Source organism: Serratia sp. T13T92 (assembly GCF_047530105.1).
GTDB classification, from domain to species: domain Bacteria; phylum Pseudomonadota; class Gammaproteobacteria; order Enterobacterales; family Enterobacteriaceae; genus Chania; species Chania fonticola.
In genome coordinates, this window is sequence record NZ_JBLJAK010000062.1 from 1 (window position 1) to 19,829 (window position 19,829).

The 19,829-nt window shown below is 49.5% G+C and carries 18 protein-coding genes and 2 pseudogenes; 4 read left to right on the forward strand and 16 right to left on the reverse strand.

The window, feature by feature from the left end; translation table 11 throughout:
- Positions 1-425: 425 nt before the first annotated feature.
- Both ACMV5I_RS27345 and sopA read right to left on the reverse strand, forming a co-directional pair.
- Entirely contained in the window at positions 426-1,391 is a 966-nt protein-coding gene (locus ACMV5I_RS27345; protein ID WP_414825736.1) for a ParB/RepB/Spo0J family plasmid partition protein, read from the reverse strand.
- The gene (gene sopA / locus ACMV5I_RS27350; RefSeq protein ID WP_074032299.1) at positions 1,391-2,557 is read right to left on the reverse strand and encodes a plasmid-partitioning protein SopA; all 1,167 of its coding nucleotides are present in this window, start codon (positions 2,555-2,557) and stop codon (positions 1,391-1,393) included. The genes ACMV5I_RS27345 and sopA overlap by 1 nt, the downstream gene beginning before the upstream one ends.
- Before the next feature lie 600 nt (positions 2,558-3,157).
- Between sopA and ACMV5I_RS27355 the strand changes: the two genes are divergently transcribed.
- Complete coding sequence (locus tag ACMV5I_RS27355) at positions 3,158-3,427, forward strand: hypothetical protein (RefSeq protein ID WP_414825737.1); 270 nt, start codon at positions 3,158-3,160, stop codon at positions 3,425-3,427.
- Positions 3,411-3,758: a type II toxin-antitoxin system RelE/ParE family toxin gene (locus tag ACMV5I_RS27360; RefSeq protein WP_414825738.1), complete on the forward strand. Its 348-nt coding sequence runs from the start codon at positions 3,411-3,413 to the stop codon at positions 3,756-3,758. The genes ACMV5I_RS27355 and ACMV5I_RS27360 overlap by 17 nt, the downstream gene beginning before the upstream one ends.
- Positions 3,759-3,824: 66 nt before the next feature.
- Here the strand turns inward: ACMV5I_RS27360 and ACMV5I_RS27365 are convergent, their stop codons facing one another.
- The 3 genes from ACMV5I_RS27365 to ACMV5I_RS27375 all read right to left on the reverse strand — a co-directional run bounded on the left by ACMV5I_RS27365 (position 3,825) and on the right by ACMV5I_RS27375 (position 5,626).
- On the reverse strand, positions 3,825-4,628 hold the full coding sequence (locus ACMV5I_RS27365; RefSeq protein ID WP_414825752.1) for a tyrosine-type recombinase/integrase: 804 nt from the start codon (positions 4,626-4,628) through the stop codon (positions 3,825-3,827).
- Positions 4,625-4,909 carry a hypothetical protein gene (locus ACMV5I_RS27370; protein ID WP_414825739.1) on the reverse strand — a complete coding sequence of 95 codons (285 nt, stop codon included), beginning with the start codon at positions 4,907-4,909 and terminating at the stop codon, positions 4,625-4,627. Before ACMV5I_RS27370 ends, ACMV5I_RS27365 begins: the two co-directional genes overlap by 4 nt.
- A gap of 546 nt (positions 4,910-5,455) precedes the next feature.
- Positions 5,456-5,626 (reverse strand): DUF4145 domain-containing protein, encoded by a 171-nt coding sequence (locus ACMV5I_RS27375; RefSeq protein WP_414825740.1) that lies wholly within the window; start codon positions 5,624-5,626, stop codon positions 5,456-5,458.
- A gap of 72 nt (positions 5,627-5,698) precedes the next feature.
- Between ACMV5I_RS27375 and ACMV5I_RS27380 the strand changes: the two are divergent.
- A pseudogene (locus ACMV5I_RS27380) lies at positions 5,699-5,950 on the forward strand (IS3 family transposase); the annotation flags it as partial.
- Between the two features lie 13 nt (positions 5,951-5,963).
- On the opposite strand, the gene ACMV5I_RS27385 reads toward ACMV5I_RS27380, so the two are convergent.
- The 11 genes from ACMV5I_RS27385 to ACMV5I_RS27435 all read right to left on the reverse strand — a co-directional run bounded on the left by ACMV5I_RS27385 (position 5,964) and on the right by ACMV5I_RS27435 (position 18,524).
- A complete protein-coding gene (locus tag ACMV5I_RS27385; RefSeq protein ID WP_414825741.1) occupies positions 5,964-6,899 on the reverse strand; it encodes an IS30 family transposase in 936 nt (311 codons plus the stop codon).
- A gap of 186 nt (positions 6,900-7,085) precedes the next feature.
- A complete protein-coding gene (locus ACMV5I_RS27390) occupies positions 7,086-10,166 on the reverse strand; it encodes an autotransporter domain-containing protein (RefSeq protein ID WP_414825742.1) in 3,081 nt (1,026 codons plus the stop codon).
- A gap of 478 nt (positions 10,167-10,644) precedes the next feature.
- Positions 10,645-11,655, reverse strand: a complete 1,011-nt coding sequence (locus ACMV5I_RS27395) for a fimbrial protein (RefSeq protein ID WP_414825743.1) — start codon at positions 11,653-11,655, stop codon at positions 10,645-10,647.
- 19 nt (positions 11,656-11,674) lie between these two features.
- Entirely contained in the window at positions 11,675-12,187 is a 513-nt protein-coding gene (locus tag ACMV5I_RS27400) for a fimbrial protein (RefSeq protein WP_414825744.1), read from the reverse strand.
- Positions 12,184-12,600: a hypothetical protein gene (locus tag ACMV5I_RS27405; protein ID WP_414825745.1), complete on the reverse strand. Its 417-nt coding sequence runs from the start codon at positions 12,598-12,600 to the stop codon at positions 12,184-12,186. The genes ACMV5I_RS27400 and ACMV5I_RS27405 overlap by 4 nt, the downstream gene beginning before the upstream one ends.
- Positions 12,601-12,664: 64 nt before the next feature.
- Positions 12,665-13,285, reverse strand: coding sequence for a fimbrial protein (locus ACMV5I_RS27410; RefSeq protein WP_414825746.1), 621 nt, complete (start codon positions 13,283-13,285; stop codon positions 12,665-12,667).
- Between the two features lie 41 nt (positions 13,286-13,326).
- Complete coding sequence (locus ACMV5I_RS27415) at positions 13,327-14,088, reverse strand: fimbria/pilus periplasmic chaperone (protein WP_414825747.1); 762 nt, start codon at positions 14,086-14,088, stop codon at positions 13,327-13,329.
- A gap of 60 nt (positions 14,089-14,148) precedes the next feature.
- Positions 14,149-16,674: an outer membrane usher protein gene (locus ACMV5I_RS27420; RefSeq protein ID WP_414825748.1), complete on the reverse strand. Its 2,526-nt coding sequence runs from the start codon at positions 16,672-16,674 to the stop codon at positions 14,149-14,151.
- A 10-nt stretch (positions 16,675-16,684) separates the two neighbouring features.
- The gene (locus tag ACMV5I_RS27425; protein WP_414825749.1) at positions 16,685-17,236 is read right to left on the reverse strand and encodes a fimbrial protein; all 552 of its coding nucleotides are present in this window, start codon (positions 17,234-17,236) and stop codon (positions 16,685-16,687) included.
- Positions 17,237-17,304: 68 nt separating this feature from the next.
- Positions 17,305-17,889: a fimbrial protein gene (locus ACMV5I_RS27430; RefSeq protein WP_414825750.1), complete on the reverse strand. Its 585-nt coding sequence runs from the start codon at positions 17,887-17,889 to the stop codon at positions 17,305-17,307.
- Between the two features lie 281 nt (positions 17,890-18,170).
- Positions 18,171-18,524, reverse strand: a complete 354-nt coding sequence (locus ACMV5I_RS27435; protein WP_414825751.1) for a hypothetical protein — start codon at positions 18,522-18,524, stop codon at positions 18,171-18,173.
- Positions 18,525-19,175: 651 nt separating this feature from the next.
- Between ACMV5I_RS27435 and ACMV5I_RS27440 the strand changes: the two are divergent.
- Positions 19,176-19,654, forward strand: a pseudogene (locus ACMV5I_RS27440) (IS5 family transposase); the annotation flags it as partial.
- Positions 19,655-19,829: the final 175 nt, after the last annotated feature.

A 19,829-nucleotide genomic window follows, 5' to 3' on the forward strand; every position in this document is an offset into this window, starting at 1 on the left:
CGTGCTAATTTATGCGGATATCAGCGCGGGGGCGATCAGGCGGCACCGACGTTGATGTGAGGTAGGGGGCTTAAAGACGGTTGAGGCAGCAACGCTGCCGTGCTCGCCCCGAAGGGGCGCTACGTTCAGTACTACCGTCTGGCCATGGCTGGCGCCAGCATCGTCGTCCCCTACTCCAAGATCATCAGTGCCCCCCTTTTCATCAGGCGTAGAACTCATCAAGGCACAAGCATATGGCTCATTCAGACGCAGGATAGATTCACACAGGACAACAATATTTTTAGTATCAGTACTGTAAAAACGGGGGGTGACCATAACGTCTAGCCATCAAGTGGGACCACGGTCCCACCTAACGATATATCTCAATAGATACTAAGATAGGAGAGGGATAACTGACAAGTGGGACCGTGGTCCCACTTCAAGGATCAGTGCTTCTGTAATTTTGAATGATCGGCGAGTAGCATTTCAATACGTTCAATAAGAGAAGCAGGCGCATCCGTCAGATTAAAGGAAACTGAGTTGTCAGAATATTTCGCCTCAATACCGACGGCAAACTTACGCACCGTGACTTGTGATTTTGTCCTGGTAACAGGCATCAGACGTTTTAGCAGTTCTTCGCTACTGAATGTAACACCTTCAGATTGCTGTGCGCGCAGCGCCTGGATCAGCTTCTTAAGCTCAGTAAAATCAGATTTATGGAACCTATAGAGCATTTCACCACTACGGGCGCTCAGTTCATTGGGATTCGCAAACAACTGTAAGGTTTCAATTGGCAGTTCAGCGGTTTTTATACAGCGCTGAATAATCTTGCGGGATATGTTCTCTACCTCAGCGAGATGGCTGACGTTCCCACTAAATTCAGAGAAGAGCCGACGGGCATAGCGTAACCCACGCTCATATGCACTGGTCGGACGATAATCATTTCCAATTTGGGATAGCCAGCGCATTTGCGCATCGCTCAACTCACCGACGAGAACTTTGTACTCACTGCCAGTCAACATTGCGGCCTTACGACGTCGACTACCATCTGCAATTTCGATAAGACCATTCTGACTTCGCCCAAAAGCTGGGGACTGCTGACCTGACGACCGAAACGAGGGCAACAAATCATCGAGGGAAGATTCTGTCAATAAGTCCTGAAGACGCTCGTTGCCGGCATAGACGGCAGTTCTGACTTCTATCTGGTCCGCAGCGATGGTTTTCAGAACAAAGATAACGTCCTCCCCACATACCGGCAGGGTGATACTGCTTCCTTTCATCGCGCTAACACGTGAAGAAAGTTGGCTGACTGCAGGTGCAGAAGGTGAGAGCTCGCTCTCCCTGACCGAGACCGAATTAGCTTCATCAAAATTTATTGTCGGTGCATGACGTAATACAGGGGCTCTTTTCATTATGCATTCTCCCAACGCGTTTTGATTAACCGATTATAGATCTCAGCACAAACTGGTTCCCAAATAGCCACAGCGTTACGCCAAGCAGCCGGCGTTGAACGTTGATTCGCCGCTTGCTCGAAAACGGTACGCATCCTCACTTGACCTTTGCCGACTTCATCAGTCACACGTACAACTTCCTTCAGAACCATCCCGCCCCACGCGTTACGGATTTGGTCATCCATCCATTGAGATTGGCTACCGACTGCATTGCTGAATTTCGTAATCAGGACGCGAACATCTGGTTCAAAACCGTTCAAGTCAATATTGAGCATCAGATCTCGCAACATGGTAAAGAACTGCAGAGTAGAGACATAGTCATACAGTTCCGCCGGTGTAGGAACGACAATGACATCGGCGGCACAGGCGACATTAATTGTCCCTATCCCAAGGTTTGGAGCACTGTCCAACACAATCACATCATAACTGTCCCAAACAGATTCAATGGCAGCCCGAAGAAGAAGGTGCGGTGCAACAGGGAGTTTCCCGGAATCATGCAACGGATAAATTTCAGATTCGATGCGGTGTACAGCTAGGCAGGATGGAATGATGTCCAAGTTAGGCCAGCATGTTGGTTTGATGGCATAAGCTGCATCGTCACGCTGCCCCATATAATAAGGGAGAAGGGTATCTTCCGGATGAATGTGCAAATCTGGAACATAACCATGATAAAGTGACGCGGTAGCCTGAGGATCCGTGGCGTCGATTAATAAGACACGTAACCCCTGTAATGCCATCCATTGAGCAATATGTACCGATGTGGATGTCTTATAAGCCCCCCCTTTATGAGCGGCTACCGCAAGGACAACAGGATCCTGTCCAGCCGGTCTTGCTGGGCGGGTACCAAACACATCTCTCATTGCATTAATTTGCTGTATTGAGTATCCGGTGCGTTGCTCAACACGTCCGATCATCGCAGTCTCTGGGGAGGGTAACTTCCCTGACTCTTCATAGTTTCGGATCGTTTGCGCCGTGACACCCACAAGATCTGAAGCTTCAGTGATCCGCCAACGCCTGGTAATCGCTCGAGCTTCTGGGCTGTCGTTACCAAATTGTGCTTTAGCGATTTCCTGCGTCATAAATTGACCGCGTTCTATACAACGATCCAGCGTTGACTTGAGGTCCATATTATACCTTATTCGTATTTTTGCAGCTTTATAGTAAAACACCAATAAAAGCGCAAAACAACCATTAAAGCGCATAATGAGACAAATAAGGCATAAGCGTGACGTATGTCAGCAAAAGACAAATCCGACGTGATCATAAGGACATATAAGAAGGGATTGAATTTTCGAAGATCATAAGCCGATATCCGAAGGATATTTTTTATTCTTTTTAACCCTCCATTTACTTTTTAACTAATTGTATTTTATCAAAAAAATAACGTTTTTATATGTGGAAACTTTTCCTCGTTCCCGTGGATCTATTTCATGATAGGCAAAGGACAGCGTCCGCATCCCGTCAGAGAGTGTTTATCGCCAACAGAGCCACAATTGACTTTGTAGCCGCCAAAAACCCTAAACCCCCCGTTTAGCGGTCCCCCAGTGGTCATGTGACAAGGTTCAATGGTGTGCAAATATGTACACGATTAAACCCCGCCCGTGTTATCCTTTTAATATGCGGACGCGCAGGCGCAAGCAAGTACGCCGCGGTGTGTTTCCGTACAACCTGACCTGAGGCGAGATGACCGTTCCCGCCACGGGATCGCCTTTTACGTGGAGAAAACGATGACTCAAACCATGTCCCAAAAACTCGCCAGAGACAGTCTTGGCAATGCAGAAACCTTTGAAGGGGGGGTTTACGTGACAAAAAACGGCGTGGCAGAACTGTTTATCCAGACCGCCGCAGAACGTGAAGCCGAAGTCAAAGAAATGCAGCAAGACCGAAATATCAACGCCCTTTTTAAGCTGGCAATGCAAGCGAAAAAAGAGATCGCAGAGGGCAAAGGCATGACCCCTGAAGACGTCTTGGGGAGGTTGCGTGCCGCCAGAAACTAACTCGTTTTCCATCACCGTCGCGCCTGTGGCTTACCAGTGCCTGGCCGATATTGAATCCTACAAAAGCGGAACGGTCGGGGCGCAACAGGCCGCCAACTTCGTTGATAACCTGCTGATGGAGTCAGTCGCTAACATTATCCAGGATCCTGAAAGATACCGCTTTAACGTCTACCTTTCAGACAAGGGGTTGATGCTGCGTGAAAGGCTTGATGTCGACGGCGAGTATCGCGTGCTCTACGATTTTGACGGCAAGACTATCGAGATCTTGCTTTTTGTCAGCATGAAGCAAGATTTTGGCACGCTACTTTATCGCTATAACATACTGAAATGATGCTCGAGGGTGATCAACGTACGCAGACGCGAGCCGAAGCCCCCGGATTTTAGAACCGTTGCTGCGTCAACGACGCAAAACAGACGCGTCCGCCTCCCGTATCATCGTGAGCGCATCCTGCGTCGACAGCGTGAACTGCACCTGGCGGTTGGCCACGATATCGAGCGCAAACACTCTCGTATACACCTCCGTACTTTCCCCTTTTTCGTGGCCCATCAGCCCCTGCAGCACCTTCAACGGCGTACCCTGATAGAGCATATGCATCGCGTAGCTGTGCCGAAAAACATGCGGCGTCACCGGCACGCTAAAATGAATGCCCTCGCTGTTGGCCTGGCGCTCGGCTTTCGTGAGCCAGTTGCGTACCGTGCGATCGGTGGTTTGCCAAATCGGCAAGGGGGTTCGTTCACCCGTTTGTGCGTCGATCTCAAACTGTTCCTTGGTACTGGCAAACAGCCGACGCAGCTCGTCGACAAACTGCGGATCGGTCAGGGGGATCAGCCGATTGGCCGATTTCCCTTTGGCAGGACGGCCGGGGCCACTGCGTCGTTGTTTGGCGGTACGCAGAATGATATGGGGCATCTCAACGGTGAGCCGTATGTCTCGCCGCTTGAGCGAAAGGGCTTCATTGATCCGGGCACCGGTGTTCCACAGCAAATTAATGAGCGCATGCTGTGGCCAGTCAGGCAGATAGTGAAGCAGGGCTGCCACTTCCGGGGCTAGCAGATAGCGCGGCAGTTCATCGTAAACCAGCGCCATTTTGCGCAGCGCCAGCGCATGCTGATAATCCCGCGTGTCCAGCAACGGGGTTTCTTGGCCAGTCGGTGTGCCGGTGGTGGCCAGTCCTCCCCGGTAACCGGCGCGCTGCATCATGGCCAGAACGGATCGCGCAGCCAATGGATCACCATCTGACGGTGTTGGCTGTCCACGACACGTGCCGCCTCCAGCAGGTCAAACCCCTCATCATTGCCGGTCCACAACGACAGGAAGAACAGGGCCACCTGCCGTTCGCCGCGGCTCATGAACGCCAGTGCCGACCGCAACGCGTTTTCATCACATCGTCGTGTAGCAAAGTCCCAGTACCCGGCGATCTGCGGATAGTCGGTCAACAGCACGGCAAACCGTGCCTGCTCAGGGGTGAGATCCTGTCCCATGGTGTCTTTCTCCTCGCGTCATCTCGCTGATGTTGATTGGTAGCGCTACGTAAAATCTTGGCGCCTACGCCCCACGTCGACGTTCAGATTTCACGTAGCGCAATCTTGTCCTAAAACGCGTACTTTTTAGCCTCTGGCAATGTTCATGCGCGCTGCTGCTTAAAATTATCGCTCAACGGGCATCCCACTGCACCAAAAGTAATTCGTCGTGAGGATCCTTATGGATCCTTTTTGGGTTTCCGCTTTCTGGGATTATACCCTAAATCGGAATCAAATTAATCATGAACTACGTGATTTCTGAACCGGACCTGGCGAGGTAAACCACCACATGTAGTGGCTCTAGCAGGGGAATTAACCCCTACATGTGGTGTTTGGCGGGGTGGGATGCCGGATTGCCGAAAACTACAGACATCGGAAACACCGATCCCGCTGCCGGGAAAAGCGACTCATACCGGTGCCCCTCACGCGTCGAGCCAGACTTTATGTGCCAGCGAAACTACTGCCAGCACCGAGAACACGTTCACCAGGAGGTGTTTGTCATTTTTATTAAGTGTCATGGCGTAAGGAATTACTTTTTAGAAAACTTTCAGTGAAACTTAAAATCATGCGCGCGTCATCTTGCGTTAATAAATTACTTTCGTGCGCAGCATCATTTCCTTCATACCGTATTACATGAAGAATATGGCAATTAACACCATCAGGAAAAAGAGCGTCCACTCGGGCATTTAATCTATAGGGATTATTTTAGGGTGGGAGGTAGCACGTGAGATCAGCTATACAACGGATTAACAGAGTTTACTGAAACGCCATAATCTGCAGGGCAGTATGAGTGCCAAAGGCTGTTGTTACGACAATGCCTGTGCGGAAAGCTTCTTCCACACGTTGAAGGTGGAATGTATCCACGGAGAGGACTTTGCCAGCCGGGAAATAATGCGGACAGCAGTGTTTAATTATATCGAGTGCGATTACAATCGGTGGCGTCGTCACAGTGCCTGTGGCGGTCTCAGTCCGGAACAATTTGAAAACCAGAACCTCGCTTAGGGCCGTGTCCACATTACGCGGGTAGGATCAATTTTCTCCCTCGCGTATTGAGCAGGTGTTCGAGTGCTGCGACCTTGCGATGGGTGACCTGATTGAAGTCTGTTCCTTTGGGGTAAAACCGACGTATCAGCCCGTTAGTGTGCTCATTCAATCCACGCTCCCAGGAATGATAAGGCCGGGCAAAGTAGACCGGGGCTCCCGTTATTTTCGTTATTTCCTCGTGCTGCGAAAACTCAGGGCCGTTATCGGCGGTCAGGGTTTTAAACTCGCAGAAAGTATTGGCGACGATGTCCCTGAACGCGGCGACCACCGTCTCTGCACGCTTGTTGGGCAGTTTGCGAATGATGACCAGCTTGACGGCTTTATCGACCACGGTCAGTAGTAATGACTTCTGGTCTTTGCCAAAAATGGTATCAATTTCAAAGTGTCCGGGCTGTTGTTTGAGGTCCGCTTCGGCAGGCCGGTGCTCAATGCCAACGCGGTTGGGAATAGGACCACGGTTGGCCTGGTCGGTCTGATAGTTATACCGCTTACCCCGATGGGGGAGCTGTTGATACAGGTCTCCGCCGGCCTGGCGCTCCTGCTGGATATAGCGATAGAGCGAGTTCTTGCTGACCGATAAACCCAATTCCAGGAACAGGCGGCCACTGATGACTTCAGGTGAAGTGTGGGTAGATAGCGCCTGCCTGATAAATTCTTGAATGTGCGGTTCAAGCTGGTTAACCACGTTATCCGGACGTGCTTTCTGACGCCGTCCTCTGGCCAGTTTTTCTGCCCTTCTGCAGGAATAAACGCCGTTGAAAGCGGCGTCGGTATTGCGTCTGAGTTCCCGGCTGATGGTAGAGCGCGGAAGCTGGAGCTCCCTGGCAATGGTGGCCTGATTACCCCCATCATCACGACTTTTTTCGATGTAGAACCGCTCTTTCTGAGTCAGATGTTTTCCCTGCATGCAAAGGGATCTCCAATAGGGCCAGTACGGTGATTTTATCCGGGGCTAGCCAGTGGGTCACTTTGTTGCATTTCAACTGGGAATGGGGCCACTGACCGTTGATTTTGATGTAGGTTTCATCCATTCGAAATTTTCTCTAGTAACCTTCGCCCCAATTTTACAAACTATGGGGCGAAAGTATGTGGTTTAGAACGAATAACTCAGATTAGCTCCTATGGCCTGATTATCATACCCAGAAGCCCAGTCGAGGTTATAGCCTACATTGACTGAGAGGTTTTTTTTACGTACCAGACTTGCCCCCAAAGATAGACTACCGGCATCCTTTACTTGTGATGGCAACTTTGTGGTAAACCCTGTTTCACCCACTTCATCAGCAATAAATCGACCACTGATATTCTTTTGATTATCATGGTACTCATGTAGCCAGTTAAGTTGCACATAAGGGGACAGGTTGCCATAATCTGTACTCAGCTTTTTCTCCAGTTTTATCCCCACAGAACCTCTAAGCGATTGTGTACTCAAGGAATTAACCTGTAACCCCGCTCCGTTACCCTGAGATTCGCTATAGCCATCTTGCCTTAACGAGCTGTAACGCAGACCTAGCATCGGAGTTAATACCGTACTCTCTCCCACATTTAACATATATCCGGCATTCACTGCCGCTAAATACTCCATACCGTAAAAGTCAGCACGAGTATTTCCATTAAAGCCCCTAAAGTCAATGACGCGACGTGAGTCATATTTGTGCCTCAATGCCCCCGCCGACACATCAAACAACCAGTCGTCGCTGTGGTATCCACCATATCCCATCACTCCATGAGAGCCTAACTTGACAACACTGCCTTCATTATTGTCCTGCAAGCGACTGTTCGTACTACCATAAGTGTATAATGCCCCCAGATGCCAGTTATCATAGAGCTGGGTATCAGCACCTAAATGCAAACCACCATACGTAGCGCGGTAACCTGACACTGCATCACGTTGACTTTGTCTACTAAAACCACCAAAAGGTTGGATCCATAACCCGTACTGTGAACTGTCGGCAATATTGTTGGTTCGACGCTCAATCGCATTGTGCATCGCATTGCCAATAAGGTTTGCAGCACTGGCAGCCGCAGCTGCATTGGCAGCAGGGGACAGTTGAGCCCCTGCATTGTTGGCTGAGTCAACAGTTCCTTGAGTGGACGTCGCTAGTGCTGCATTGTAAAGCTCGGTTAAGGCATAATCGACACCATTTTGGTATGACAGAAGCCCTTTGAACATGGAAATAGCGTTCTGCTGGGTCGCAACAATACGCTGCACAGGCTTTTCGATTACAGGCTCGGTGATAACCTCAGGCTTTTCGATTACAGGCTCAGTGATAACCTCAGGCTTTTCGATTACAGGCTCAGTGATAACCTCAGGCTTTTCGATTACGGGGTCAGTGATAATATCGGGTACGACCGGTGCTACATCTTCCACCAATGTCAGAACCAATGTATTCATGTTACCCGACTTCTGGGTATTGATGCCATTGGCTTGTACGCTACCCGCATACCCTTCCGCACTGCTGTTTAACGTTGTAAAATCCAGACTGTCCGCACGCAATACCAAAAAGCGCTGTCCCGCAGTAAACGTGTAGTCCTTTGCTGCAAGCTGAACGTTGGCCCCTTCTTTTAATACTGCCTTTCCGTTTACATTGAGCAGGCCATGAGAACCATCCGACGCAACACCAAACTTCAACAACGCATCCCTATTCAGCTCATAATCACCGTAGACATTGATGGTCTTATTGATTTCAGCCGTGCTATTAGCGGCACTGACCACCATGCTCCCGTTACCGTCGACATCCTTGTCCAACACCCCACTACCCAATGAAATCGTGGTATTGGTATCTAACTCATCAAGTTTGATGAGTAAGGTATCTTTACCTCCCGACTGAATTTTTTCAGCAGTCACCTTTCCCATCCATCCGGTTGCATCGGTCTCGATATTACCAAGATTTAATGTCTGTGCTTGCAATACCAGAAAACGCTGACCGCCGACAAAAACATAGTTGCGTGGTTTCAGTGACACCTTGGCGCCGTTATTAATATCAGCACCTCCAGTTACCTGTAATTTCCCATAGGAATCATTACCTTGCAAACCAATAACCAAGCTTGCACCGTTCTCTTGTACATAATTGCCGTCAACTTTAATTGCTTGGTCAAGCAGCAACGTGCTACCATCACGGTTAAGCATAGCTTTGCCTTCACCAACACTAACGTTGGTGTTTAGTTGTTGGTAACTGTAATCGCCTCTTTTGCCTGGTTCAAAAACGACATCTGAATTTTCCGCAGTGATCTGCCCAAGCTGCCCCCCCAAGCCAGTCAAAACCCCCGGATTATCTTTACTTCCTCCTTTAATAATGATTGGTCCCGACCCTGTACTTTCTATACCTCCGATGATTTCGCCATTATTCTGAATAGTGATTATTTGCGTTCGCGCTTTACCGATATTATAGATTGCATAAATTTCACCAGAAATGACTCCGTCATTAGTAATATCTTGCAGCTTACCAGTATCATTATAAATCCCAATCTTGGCATTAATGGTGCCCCTATTAATAAACTCTTGAATATCACCTTTAGAGTTATTATAAACACCTGCGCTCTCACCATTAATCGAACCATTATTAATTAATGATTTTATTATCCCGTGATTAAAAATCGCATATCCCGGGTTTGCTATTCCGCTACTAATCTCCCCATCATTAATGAAACTTTCAATTATGCCACCATTATCAATTGCTCTTGGCGCACGAATGTAGCCTGATGACTGATTGTGAAAGCGTGAAACACTACCTTTAATATTGACCCCAATCCCCGGGTCTACATCGCTATTTCCTGCAATACTTCCCTTGTTGATGAAATTCTCTACCGAACCTGATTCCGTGATATTTACCATGGTGGTTCCAGCAATAATCTTTCCAGTGGTGTTATTAATGAAATTTACAATATGCCCAGCATTTAAAACACCAAACGTAGTCTCTTGCCCGGTTGGATGCACCGTGCCATTATTTTCAAAGTAACTTAAAACCTCACCATCATTAACACGAACAATATTTGAAAAATGTTGCCCATCCGATATAACGATATCATTAATGGAGATTTTTTCTTTAGCATAAGCATTCACCGAAGAAAGAAACACCAATGACAAGGCAATGCTTAATGTGTTACGTTTAAAATAAAAACCTTCTACCTTATGGTTACCATTTTTCAATTTCAAGCTCACCCTTTTCTTGTACATCACACAACCCTCTTCACTGATAGACTCCAACGCGGAGCGCTAATGTATTTAAAAAAACTCAAATCTAAATGCATATAAGGTATTATTTGGGCTGTAAAAGCAGGGTTATCCCTGCCTTAGCAGACTACCCGGTAAATCGAGTTAGCACCTTTTCATCACCTTCACGCGATAAAAAAATGCAAACTTTTCATGACAGTTCTTGAAGTTATACACCGGCGTATAGCGGGTACCGCTAAATTTGGGATAAAAAAGAAAGCAAAACCGGCATTTTTACGCACAACCCATCGCGATCCAGCACCATCAGGTGGGACGTCTCGCTACTGTTCATGGTCAGTCGCCCTCAAAAAGAAACGATCCAATCTCCTAACCATGAACACAGTTTGCTTCCCGTCATCATCAAAGGCAGCATCAAGCAGCTTTGCTGCCTGTCTTGTTCATTTTCTTTGTGTCATTGAACTGAGAGGCTCGATAGTCATATTTACGGATAGGTAAATACCACCGCAATAATTGACTTGACGGGGCCCGCTGTAACCTGACCTCCAGTTTGCGCGTATCTGGCCTTGAGTTTCAGGTCAACCGATGATGGGCCTACTGTACCTAATGAAACAGGACGACCAGCAGTAATCACATTATCGTTACTATCCAACATCTGTATCCCGACACCCTTGGCAGGAGTAGGCGCAGCAGGGGCCATATTAGTGAAAATTGTCTGTGATCTGTCCGTCGTTCCGCTTAGTGTATAATACAGTTGCTTATTTCCACTCGGGCAATTGACCGTGAGTTGCACTGGGAACGGTTGATTTGAGTCTGCATCATACGGAGGAAGAAGAACACTAACATCACGTGCGGAGACGTCACAACCGCCTATGGGTATATATACATTTGAGTTAGAATAAATGTTCCATGTAAAACGCTGTTGTGGGGGTCCGCCTGAATTAGGGTATGTTTTATACATCGTTAGCTTTGCCACTAGTTCCCCAGCACTAATTACCTCCTCTCCTGCGCTATTTATTGGTGATATAACAAAACTGAGAGGCAAAGGTATTTCTTCCCTGCCAGGAGGGAACCCATAAGGTTGAGTGTTTCTATCTAATGGTGATGGATATATATTACTATCTAAAATTATAGACTTAGTTGAGCCAGGTAAGGAATTAATTTCCGATCCAGGGGTAAAAACAACCCAATCATAATTTCCAGAGCTAGCAACATCCTCATTGTAGCATTTTATTTTCCGACTCAAGTCAACAATCAAATTATAATTCTGCTGTATCTCAGGAGTCATTGAGACATGAATATCCCTATTACCCTGTATCACGAACGGACCATTATCAGTTGAACACACAAAAGCCATAGCACCTGCAGAGTATGCGATAATAACGACAAGAACTATAATCCTACCCATAGCAATTAACAGCCTTTTATCCATCATATTGCACATCGAACACGGTTCCTCACAAAAATAACAGCCGATTTGCTTATCATTTTTCATTATTAATTTTTCCTATCATTCACAAATACGTGTAGGTCACGTTAATCACTGCATTAATACTGCCTTCGGTGGTCATTCCACTCTCTGAGCGCACCCGCGCCTTGACAGTGAGGCTCGCTGTACCGTTGGTAAAATTCACCGGGATATCCCTAGAAACACCGTCCTTCAATATGCTGCCTAGGTCATCCTGTAATTCCAGCTCAATCCCACCTGCGCTGCCTGGGTTACTGCTGTTCGCATAATAGGCTGGATTAGTTGCTACAGGCCCATTGAAGGTTACCTTCACTGTTGAGGTCCCTACAGGACATTGCCTCAACTCCAACGGGATATCAATCCACGCAGTAGAGCTCCCAGCGGTATTCAGCGACGTGTTATACACATCCCCAAAATTCACCGTTTTATCGCCTGGAAGACTTTGACAAGGCCTTGCGATAACACTGCCGTCAACCGTGATGGTGACATCAGCAGCCTGTACCAGGCACGGCAAGATCAGAGAAAGACCAAGCAAGAACCCGGCATTTTTATATTTCATGTCAAGGCTCCATTTACTGGAAATTCAAGGGTAAAATCAGTGGTAGCTATCACGGTACCAGCACTCACAGTAGCCCCTATTGCAATTAATCGCGCATAAGAGTTCAACGTATTGTGCTGTCCACTCATTAGGACTCTGTTGTCAAAACTGGCGCCAGTACCCACCATCTGCATCTTAACCTGCAGGCCGCTTGCCTGGGCGGTAGTACAATCCAGGGTGTACGGAATTTCCGTTTCATAAGTATTCCCGGTCGAGCTGCTGTTGCTGGCCGGAATTCGGCTGGTCAACAGGTTATTACCCAGATTGACTGCGATATTGGTATTATTATTAATCACACAAGGCGTACTCAGTACCGTCCCTCGGATACTCACGTCGAGCGGTGCGGCAACCGCGGACGGCGCCGCGACAGCCATGGCCAGTACTCCCAACAGGAGTGGGAACCACCGCCCCTGTCCCTGTTCGTGTCCATGCCGTACTCTACTCATAACTCAACCTGAAATTGACATTGGCAAAATAGACACCCGCTTCCAACGTGTCTGCGGTGCGTTCCGGTGTGATGTAATACGTCAGCACGTCACTGCCCGGTGTCAGAAACACCGGTTTTGCCGGCTGTCCCAGCACCATGTCGCGCTGCGTACTGTCGGTGAGGCGCAGCCCCATCCCGTTGACCCCGTTCGCACGCACCAGTTGCGGGTTGACCTCATCCAGCTCGCTGACAAAGGTCAGGGACATGGCGGGCTGGCTGGTACTCCAACTGACATTGCCCAGCGTATCGAGGTTGTTCGCAGCACCGCGAATGCAGTCACGCAAGCGCAACTGCACTGCCACAGGGGTTCCACGTTGACCTGCGTCCTGCAAATCACCCGTCGCTACACTCCCCATATCAACCGTCTGGTCTGCTGACGGCATCTCCAGCCGACAAGCGCTTTCGGTGAGGACACCGAACACATGCAGCACCCCGTTATCCCCCTCAACCAAGCCATCCGTCATACCGGCCTGCACCTCCGGAGCCAGCAGGGCAATAAGTGCCAGTCCCGGCAGGCCACACATCACGTTTCGGCTTAGGCGCGACAAAGTCGAGCCCTTCTCACTGTTCATCTTTCGCTCCTTCTCTTTCCCTGGGACAGGCCGTCTGACGGCTACTTGTTGTCCCGCTTGCGTTCATCCACCTTGCACTGCATACCGTCACAGCGGAACGTGAGGGTAGGCTGACCACCATAATCATTCACGTATGTGAGTGCCGGGCTTCCTCCCAGGTCTGAAGCCTTCCCCCCCAAAGGGGCCGAGCCTTTTGGCGGCACCATCATGCCCTCAAAGCCCTTGACCAAGCCACCGCCAGCCTTGGCACTGGCACCAATCAGAGTGATATAGTAGGGCGTCGGATTGTTGACCATATACGTATCCCCGCTCTTGCTCAGGGTCAATTTCTCCTGGAAAGGCGCGGCATTCTGTTCTACCGCCGCACGTGCCAATGCCGCAGGGCGGTAGAACAGTTTGATACGTGTTTGCAGCGCAATCTGCAGCGTATTAGGCTTGTTGCTCTTGGGCGGAATTTCACGCAGATTCAAATAAAACAGCGTTTCCTTATCCTGGGGCAACAGGCTCAACCCATGCATGGCCTGAATCTTCACCTGACTCTTACCCTTGGGCTCAATGCGCTGCACCGGTGGCAAAAGTGTCAATACCCCCCCCTCCAACTTGTTTCCGTTCGCATCCTCAATCCAGCCTTGGGCCAGATAAGGCAGTGACCCATTCTGGTTACTCACATTCAGACTCACGGACTTTTCATCACCAGGAAAAACCACCCGGGTCCTGTCCAGGGAAATGGCAGAGTGCGCGGCGGGTATCAACAGCAGAGTCACTGCACCAGACAACATCGTTTTCAATAGGTTGTGTTTCATTCTCTTGTTACTCATCAAATTCATATCGGTTTTTCGCCCCACAATGGGTGGAGCATGGGCTTATTCATCGGCCAAAGACGCTGCTTTCACGCAAGGCAACATCAAGTTCGTCGTCATACCTGTCGGTATCGTGGCAGGCAGTGTCACATGGCACTGGACACGCCCATTCCAGTTCACAGCCATCTTCTCGTTTGGTCGTATCCCGCTGAGGTACACGTTACCATTGTCGTTCACAATGCCTGACTCCTGTTTCTTCTGGTTAAGTACCGATGCCCCGAACGGCGGTACCGTACCATCAGCCAGGAGTATCACTGCCATGGCCTTCTCACCGTAAATCACATCAAACTTGCGGTAGCCAATGGCGCCTTCCGTCAGCGTGCTCTGTACTACTGAGCGCGTCACCTCGGCATTGTCTGCCAGTTGGTCAATGTCAATTCGCACGCTGTTGCGATAATAGCTGCTCACATCAGCGACCACGGCTTTGCCGAACCGGTTACTGTAGACCGGGTTGCCATAGGCGCCCACCGGTACCCCTGCAACCCCATCGGTGTCAATCAGCATCCGGGTTCCCCCCATCAAGCTGGTACGATGCAATGCTCCCCCCTCTGACGTCAGAGTGGCACCGCCATTCACGGAGAGGCCAACTGCACTGTATTGTCCGTCGCGATAGCTGGCAGAGGCGTTGAAATCAGCCCGTGAGCCGCGACGCGCGTAATAACCACTGACATCAGCCCCGTCTCTCGCGCTTCCGGCGCTCACCTGATAAGTATCCCCATTCTTCAGGCGGTCGTAATAACCGACTGAATTACGGGTATCCCCAGAGGAATACGAGCCGTTGTAACTGATGCGGCCAGCTCCCCCCAATGGCATGGACAGCGACATATACATGCCGTCATCATCGTATTTGTTAAACCGATTGCGGTAGGCCGTCAGTGAGAGACTGAGGCCGCTGAACCGCCCCACATCGAAACTCCTCGACGCGGTGAGGTCATAACGCTCCGTCGTCGATTTATCCCAATAGGATTGATGGCTGTAGTTCACGTAAGCACTCATCTTCAGTGATTCAAAAGACTGATTGAAGGAAACGGTATACATCTCCTTGTTACGGCCATTTCTAATACCGGATTGACGTGACTGAAGGTAATCACTCATCGACATGAACGTACTGTCAGAGAAACGATAACCGGCAAAGGTCACCTGGCTATTGGTCTCATCAAAACGCTTGGAATAACTCAAGCGATAAGACCCCCCCGTCAGACTGTCCTCACCAGGCAGGCGTGCTCTGGATTGCGTCACATCAGCAGACAGCGCCCCCAGCGAGAGCAGGTCTCGACCAACCCCCAGAGAGACCGCTGCATAATCCCCCCCGGCGAGCCCACCACCGTACAACGACCAACCGTTACTGACCCCCCAGGAGAACTCACCACTGGCAAACATAGGCCCATTAACACGGTGCATCCCGTCGGAAGCTCGGCCCGTCGCCGTCTTAAAACGCACTTGCCCTGGGCGGGTCAGGTATGGAATGGTAGCGGTATCAACCTGGAAGCGCTGTACGCTACCGTCCTGCTCCTCAACCCGGACATCAAGTCTTCCTGATACGGAACTGTCCAGGTCCTGAATACGGAACGGGCCAGCGGCAACCTGAACCTCCTTGATGATGCGCCCCTGCTGACTGATGACCACCTTGGCATTGTGACGTGCCACGCCGCTCACTTGTGGGGCATACCCCCTCAGATTCGGCGGCAGCATGTTGTCATCGGACACCAGACTAGCCCCGGTAAAGCGGAAGCTGTCAAAGATGGACGAGTTGAGATAATCCTCACCCAGGGTCAGTTTTGCCCCCCACGCAGGTAAGGCGCGATAGGCATAATAACGAGTCCAGTCCCAATTGACGCCATTCTCCTCACGACTTCCTGAACGCCGGTCGTAGCGAGCCTGCCAGTCTGCCCGCAAACGCCACGTCCCCAGATTGGCCCCCGTTGTCCCATTACCACTCGCACGGGTACCACTCCCCCCACCTGCGCGAGTCTGGTTCTGATTTTGAGCACTCACGTTGTAGTCGAGCAGTATTCCCGGTATCCCGCTTTCCCAGCGGGCGGGCGGGTCCCAGTCTGGACTGCTGTATTCAAGATAGGCATGTGGCACGCTCAAGTATAGGGTGGAGGTCCCCAGATCAGGGCGAACCTCCATGCCAGTGAGACTATCCACATTCAGACATTGCCCATCCCGCCACCAGGTCAGTTCAGACTGTACTTTGTCGGTCAGGCCCATCTGTGCAACCAGTTCGGGCGTCAGGCAGACCTGGCTCCCTTTGGGATTATTCTCAGGTGCAATGAAATCCACAGCGGTCTCTGGCCAGAGCTGTGTATTCAGACTCACCGCCAGACTGTACGTCCCGGGCAGGATGAAGCCCTTTTGTGAGAACTGACTCAGGTCAATATTGCTGCGGTCCTTCACGTCAAGGACGTCGCTGTTGAACTGGATATCATCAGCATGAACACAGACCACCACCCCCAGTAACAGGGTCGAGCCAAGCCCCACCTGGCAAAGCATGGATGAAAGAGAGCGGGGAAAAAAATGCAACATAGAGAAGCTCTTAGTAGTAATTCATTGTGAAACGTATTGCTGACTGATAATCCCCGGCACGTAATGTTTCCCGATTACCAACCAGATTAACGGTATAACGCAGGAGCATCTCGCGGGGGATAATCACCGCCGGAGGCATTGCATATCCGGGCTGGGCCCGGTTACCCGCTTCATCGTTTATCGCAAGCGCAATACCGCGCGCCTCACCGGACACCGCAAAATACCCCTGGTCATCGTCACCGTTAAAGCTCACGGTAAAGGCTTTCCAGTCCGGCTTTTCGGGGGAGAGCCGTGATAACACGCAATCTACCAGACGAATGGAGAAGCTCTTTTGAGGACCGCGTCCGTCTCGCACAATCTGACTCACGGGCACAGTATCCATCACCAGCGTCTGATCACGGTCTCCTACATCAATGGCGCAGGGGCGCTCGACAATAGCCCCTTTCATGCTGACTCGCCCCTGCCCTGCATCATTGGCCAACGCCTCACCTGCGAGAAAGCCGGTTAAACCTATCAACAGGAAAGGGAACACCTTATGATCACCACTCTGACTCCACTTCATCGACTGACTCCAAGAGGTCGAAGAGCCAGTGGCTTAAAGCCACTGCTCTGGTCAAAACAGCTTGAGATTTACAGGTAGGACAGTTGGAACTCAACAGGAACAGCAAAGGAGCCAGGTTTGATGACTATCCCAGCCCCCCCGCCTTTGAGTCGGGCAGTAAATGTCAAATCAGGTGACGCTCCATTAACAAACTGCTGTGGAGACGTAGGTGTATTGAGTAGCACTTTATTACCATCATTCCCTGTCAACACGATATAAGCCCCAGAGGCAAGACCGCCACTCAGAGCCAGGCTATCATTATCATAAGTAGATGGCGTCCCCATGAATTTGACTTGGACTTTGTCGGCGGTTGTTACCGCACCGGTGGTAGTAACGACACAGTTCTCCAGTGAGATTTTCACTGGTCGCGGGGTCGATTCACCAGTATTGCCGTTGGCACTCAGGGCAGCATTCGAAATGGCACCCAGTTCAATGGTCTGATCTATAGTGTTCGCAGAGATAGAGCAGGGAGCATCAATAATGGAACCAGTGAATGTTATCTTGCCGTCAGCAGCCTGGGCAGCAGATACGGTAGAAAGCGACAGCACAACGGCCATCATAATTTTATTCAGTTTCATTTTTTTCCTAATATTTAGCAGTGTTAAATTACTCATTGTAAAAACGTCCCGTTACGAAAATATCATTTTGCGCATGGGGGTAGATATCACCGAGTCTATTAATCGGTGTAAATGCATCACCTTCGGGGTAATGTGTTGTTTTTGCTTGTTCTTTTTAGAATAAACAAAAATGGGGGTTAGAAAAACGCTAAAGTTGGCATTTAACTTTAAAATGATTTCGCAATAACGCAGTTATTGATTTCTATAAAAAACGAGATATGTAATACGTTCTGCGCCATCTTAATGTATAACCCTGTCTTGCATATAGCATGCGCCACCTACCCCTTACCCAAGCTTTTTGGGGAGTACTTGACATGTTCTGCTGCAGCCTCATGTATTTGCTTGAGCGCTGTTGAGCGGTCAGGTCGGGATGCCCCCTCCTGAGGAGGGAAATAACCAGAGGAATCGATATTAAATTGGTTAATCCCAATTTTTTTCAGGTACATCACCAGTGTGTCCAGTTTTTTGAATAACCTTACAGGACGAGCATTTGACGCCAAGAAGTACTCATCGAGACCGTACTTAACTTTCAATATCCAGCCACCATCGGTGCCAACCACACTTAAGGCACGGATCCCGCCGTTTTCCACCAGAAGGCGCAGGGTAATATTGTTGATGCTCTTTATTGTCATAACACCACGTTGTCTGTTAGTTGCCTTAAGGTTAGGGGGATGGCAATTGTCATAACTGCAGCTCTGTCATCACACTGACTTCTGTAGAAGCCTAAAAATGGACGAAAACGTGCGAATACAACACGCTACGACATGCAAGCATCTCAAAAACACTATTGCATACAGCACTATGGATGCCGGCCAATTTGATTTAACGAACAAGGCGCCTGCGATGCTCGGTGGAGCCATTGGGCTGACATACGCTCACACTTATCTTGACAAGGCATCATACACTGATCGATTTTATATATCAATCATTCACGATTGATTAAATAAATAAACAAACTTCATCTATTGCATAAACAAAATAATAATGAAAATTTAATGAAATTCAAATGATCCTTATGTTGTATAACATACAAAAAAAGCAATTACTTCGATATGGCGTTGGTGCATGAGGGTTCTGTCACATTAAGGAGGCGCCAGGTAAAACACTGTTTTTTTTGATGTTATCTAAGGGGTCAGTTTGGATATCGAAAATTATTGTACTATAAGGACTTCCCCGGCATGTCAACGCCGGTTTTATGGTTTCTGTGGCTTTGTTGAATAAATCGAACTTTTGGCCGTAGTCAGGATCAGATCACCACACGCCTCATCCTGCAGCGATATCACGTGGCAAAACAAAAGTTCAAAATCACCAACTGGGCTACCTACAACAAGGCACTCATCCATCGGGCTCACTGACTTTCTGGCTTGATGAGTCGGCCATTCAGGCCTGGTATGACAAGCCCAACACGTCTTCACGTGGTCGTCCTCAACGTTATTCTGAGCTCGCTATTTCTACCGTACTGATGCTCAAACGCGTTTTTCGCCTCACGCTGCGCGCCGCACAGGGATTTATTGACTCCATTTTTACCCTGATGAAACTCCCGCTCAGGTGCCCGGATTATTCCTGCGTCAGCAGGCGAGCCAAGTCCGTGAGTATACCTTTCAAGAACCCCACGCGCGGCGAGATTGCCCATCTAGTTATCGACTCCACCGGATTAAAAGTATTCGGTGTAGGGGAGTGGAAGGTGAAAAAACACGGTCAGGAAAAGCGCCGCGTCTGGCGGAAACTTCACCTGGCGGTGGACGCCGGTACTCATGAGGTTACCCTGCCGACGGGGCCAGCGAGCATGGCGCGGGTGGCACAGCGAAACGGTTCTGTCGCATTAAGGCGTTGTTCTATAAAATGCTGTTTTTTGATGTTACCTACTCATGTCTCTGATCCGAAACGCCTTCAAACGCCTGCATTACCCCGTCGACATTATTGCGCAGTGTGTCCGC

Coding starts and splice junctions, on each gene's coding strand:
- ACMV5I_RS27345 (WP_414825736.1), bottom strand. CDS start 1,391: ATGAAAAGAGCCCCTGTATTACGTCATGCACCGACAATAAATTTTGAT.
- sopA (WP_074032299.1), bottom strand. CDS start 2,557: ATGGACCTCAAGTCAACGCTGGATCGTTGTATAGAACGCGGTCAATTT.
- ACMV5I_RS27355 (WP_414825737.1), top strand. CDS start 3,158: ATGACTCAAACCATGTCCCAAAAACTCGCCAGAGACAGTCTTGGCAAT.
- ACMV5I_RS27365 (WP_414825752.1), bottom strand. CDS start 4,628: ATGATGCAGCGCGCCGGTTACCGGGGAGGACTGGCCACCACCGGCACA.
- ACMV5I_RS27370 (WP_414825739.1), bottom strand. CDS start 4,909: ATGGGACAGGATCTCACCCCTGAGCAGGCACGGTTTGCCGTGCTGTTG.
- ACMV5I_RS27385 (WP_414825741.1), bottom strand. CDS start 6,899: ATGCAGGGAAAACATCTGACTCAGAAAGAGCGGTTCTACATCGAAAAA.
- ACMV5I_RS27390 (WP_414825742.1), bottom strand. CDS start 10,166: ATGTACAAGAAAAGGGTGAGCTTGAAATTGAAAAATGGTAACCATAAG.
- ACMV5I_RS27395 (WP_414825743.1), bottom strand. CDS start 11,655: ATGAAAAATGATAAGCAAATCGGCTGTTATTTTTGTGAGGAACCGTGT.
- ACMV5I_RS27400 (WP_414825744.1), bottom strand. CDS start 12,187: ATGAAATATAAAAATGCCGGGTTCTTGCTTGGTCTTTCTCTGATCTTG.
- ACMV5I_RS27405 (WP_414825745.1), bottom strand. CDS start 12,600: ATGGCTGTCGCGGCGCCGTCCGCGGTTGCCGCACCGCTCGACGTGAGT.
- ACMV5I_RS27410 (WP_414825746.1), bottom strand. CDS start 13,285: ATGAACAGTGAGAAGGGCTCGACTTTGTCGCGCCTAAGCCGAAACGTG.
- ACMV5I_RS27415 (WP_414825747.1), bottom strand. CDS start 14,088: ATGAAACACAACCTATTGAAAACGATGTTGTCTGGTGCAGTGACTCTG.
- ACMV5I_RS27420 (WP_414825748.1), bottom strand. CDS start 16,674: ATGTTGCATTTTTTTCCCCGCTCTCTTTCATCCATGCTTTGCCAGGTG.
- ACMV5I_RS27425 (WP_414825749.1), bottom strand. CDS start 17,236: ATGAAGTGGAGTCAGAGTGGTGATCATAAGGTGTTCCCTTTCCTGTTG.
- ACMV5I_RS27430 (WP_414825750.1), bottom strand. CDS start 17,889: ATGAGTAATTTAACACTGCTAAATATTAGGAAAAAAATGAAACTGAAT.
- ACMV5I_RS27435 (WP_414825751.1), bottom strand. CDS start 18,524: ATGACAATAAAGAGCATCAACAATATTACCCTGCGCCTTCTGGTGGAA.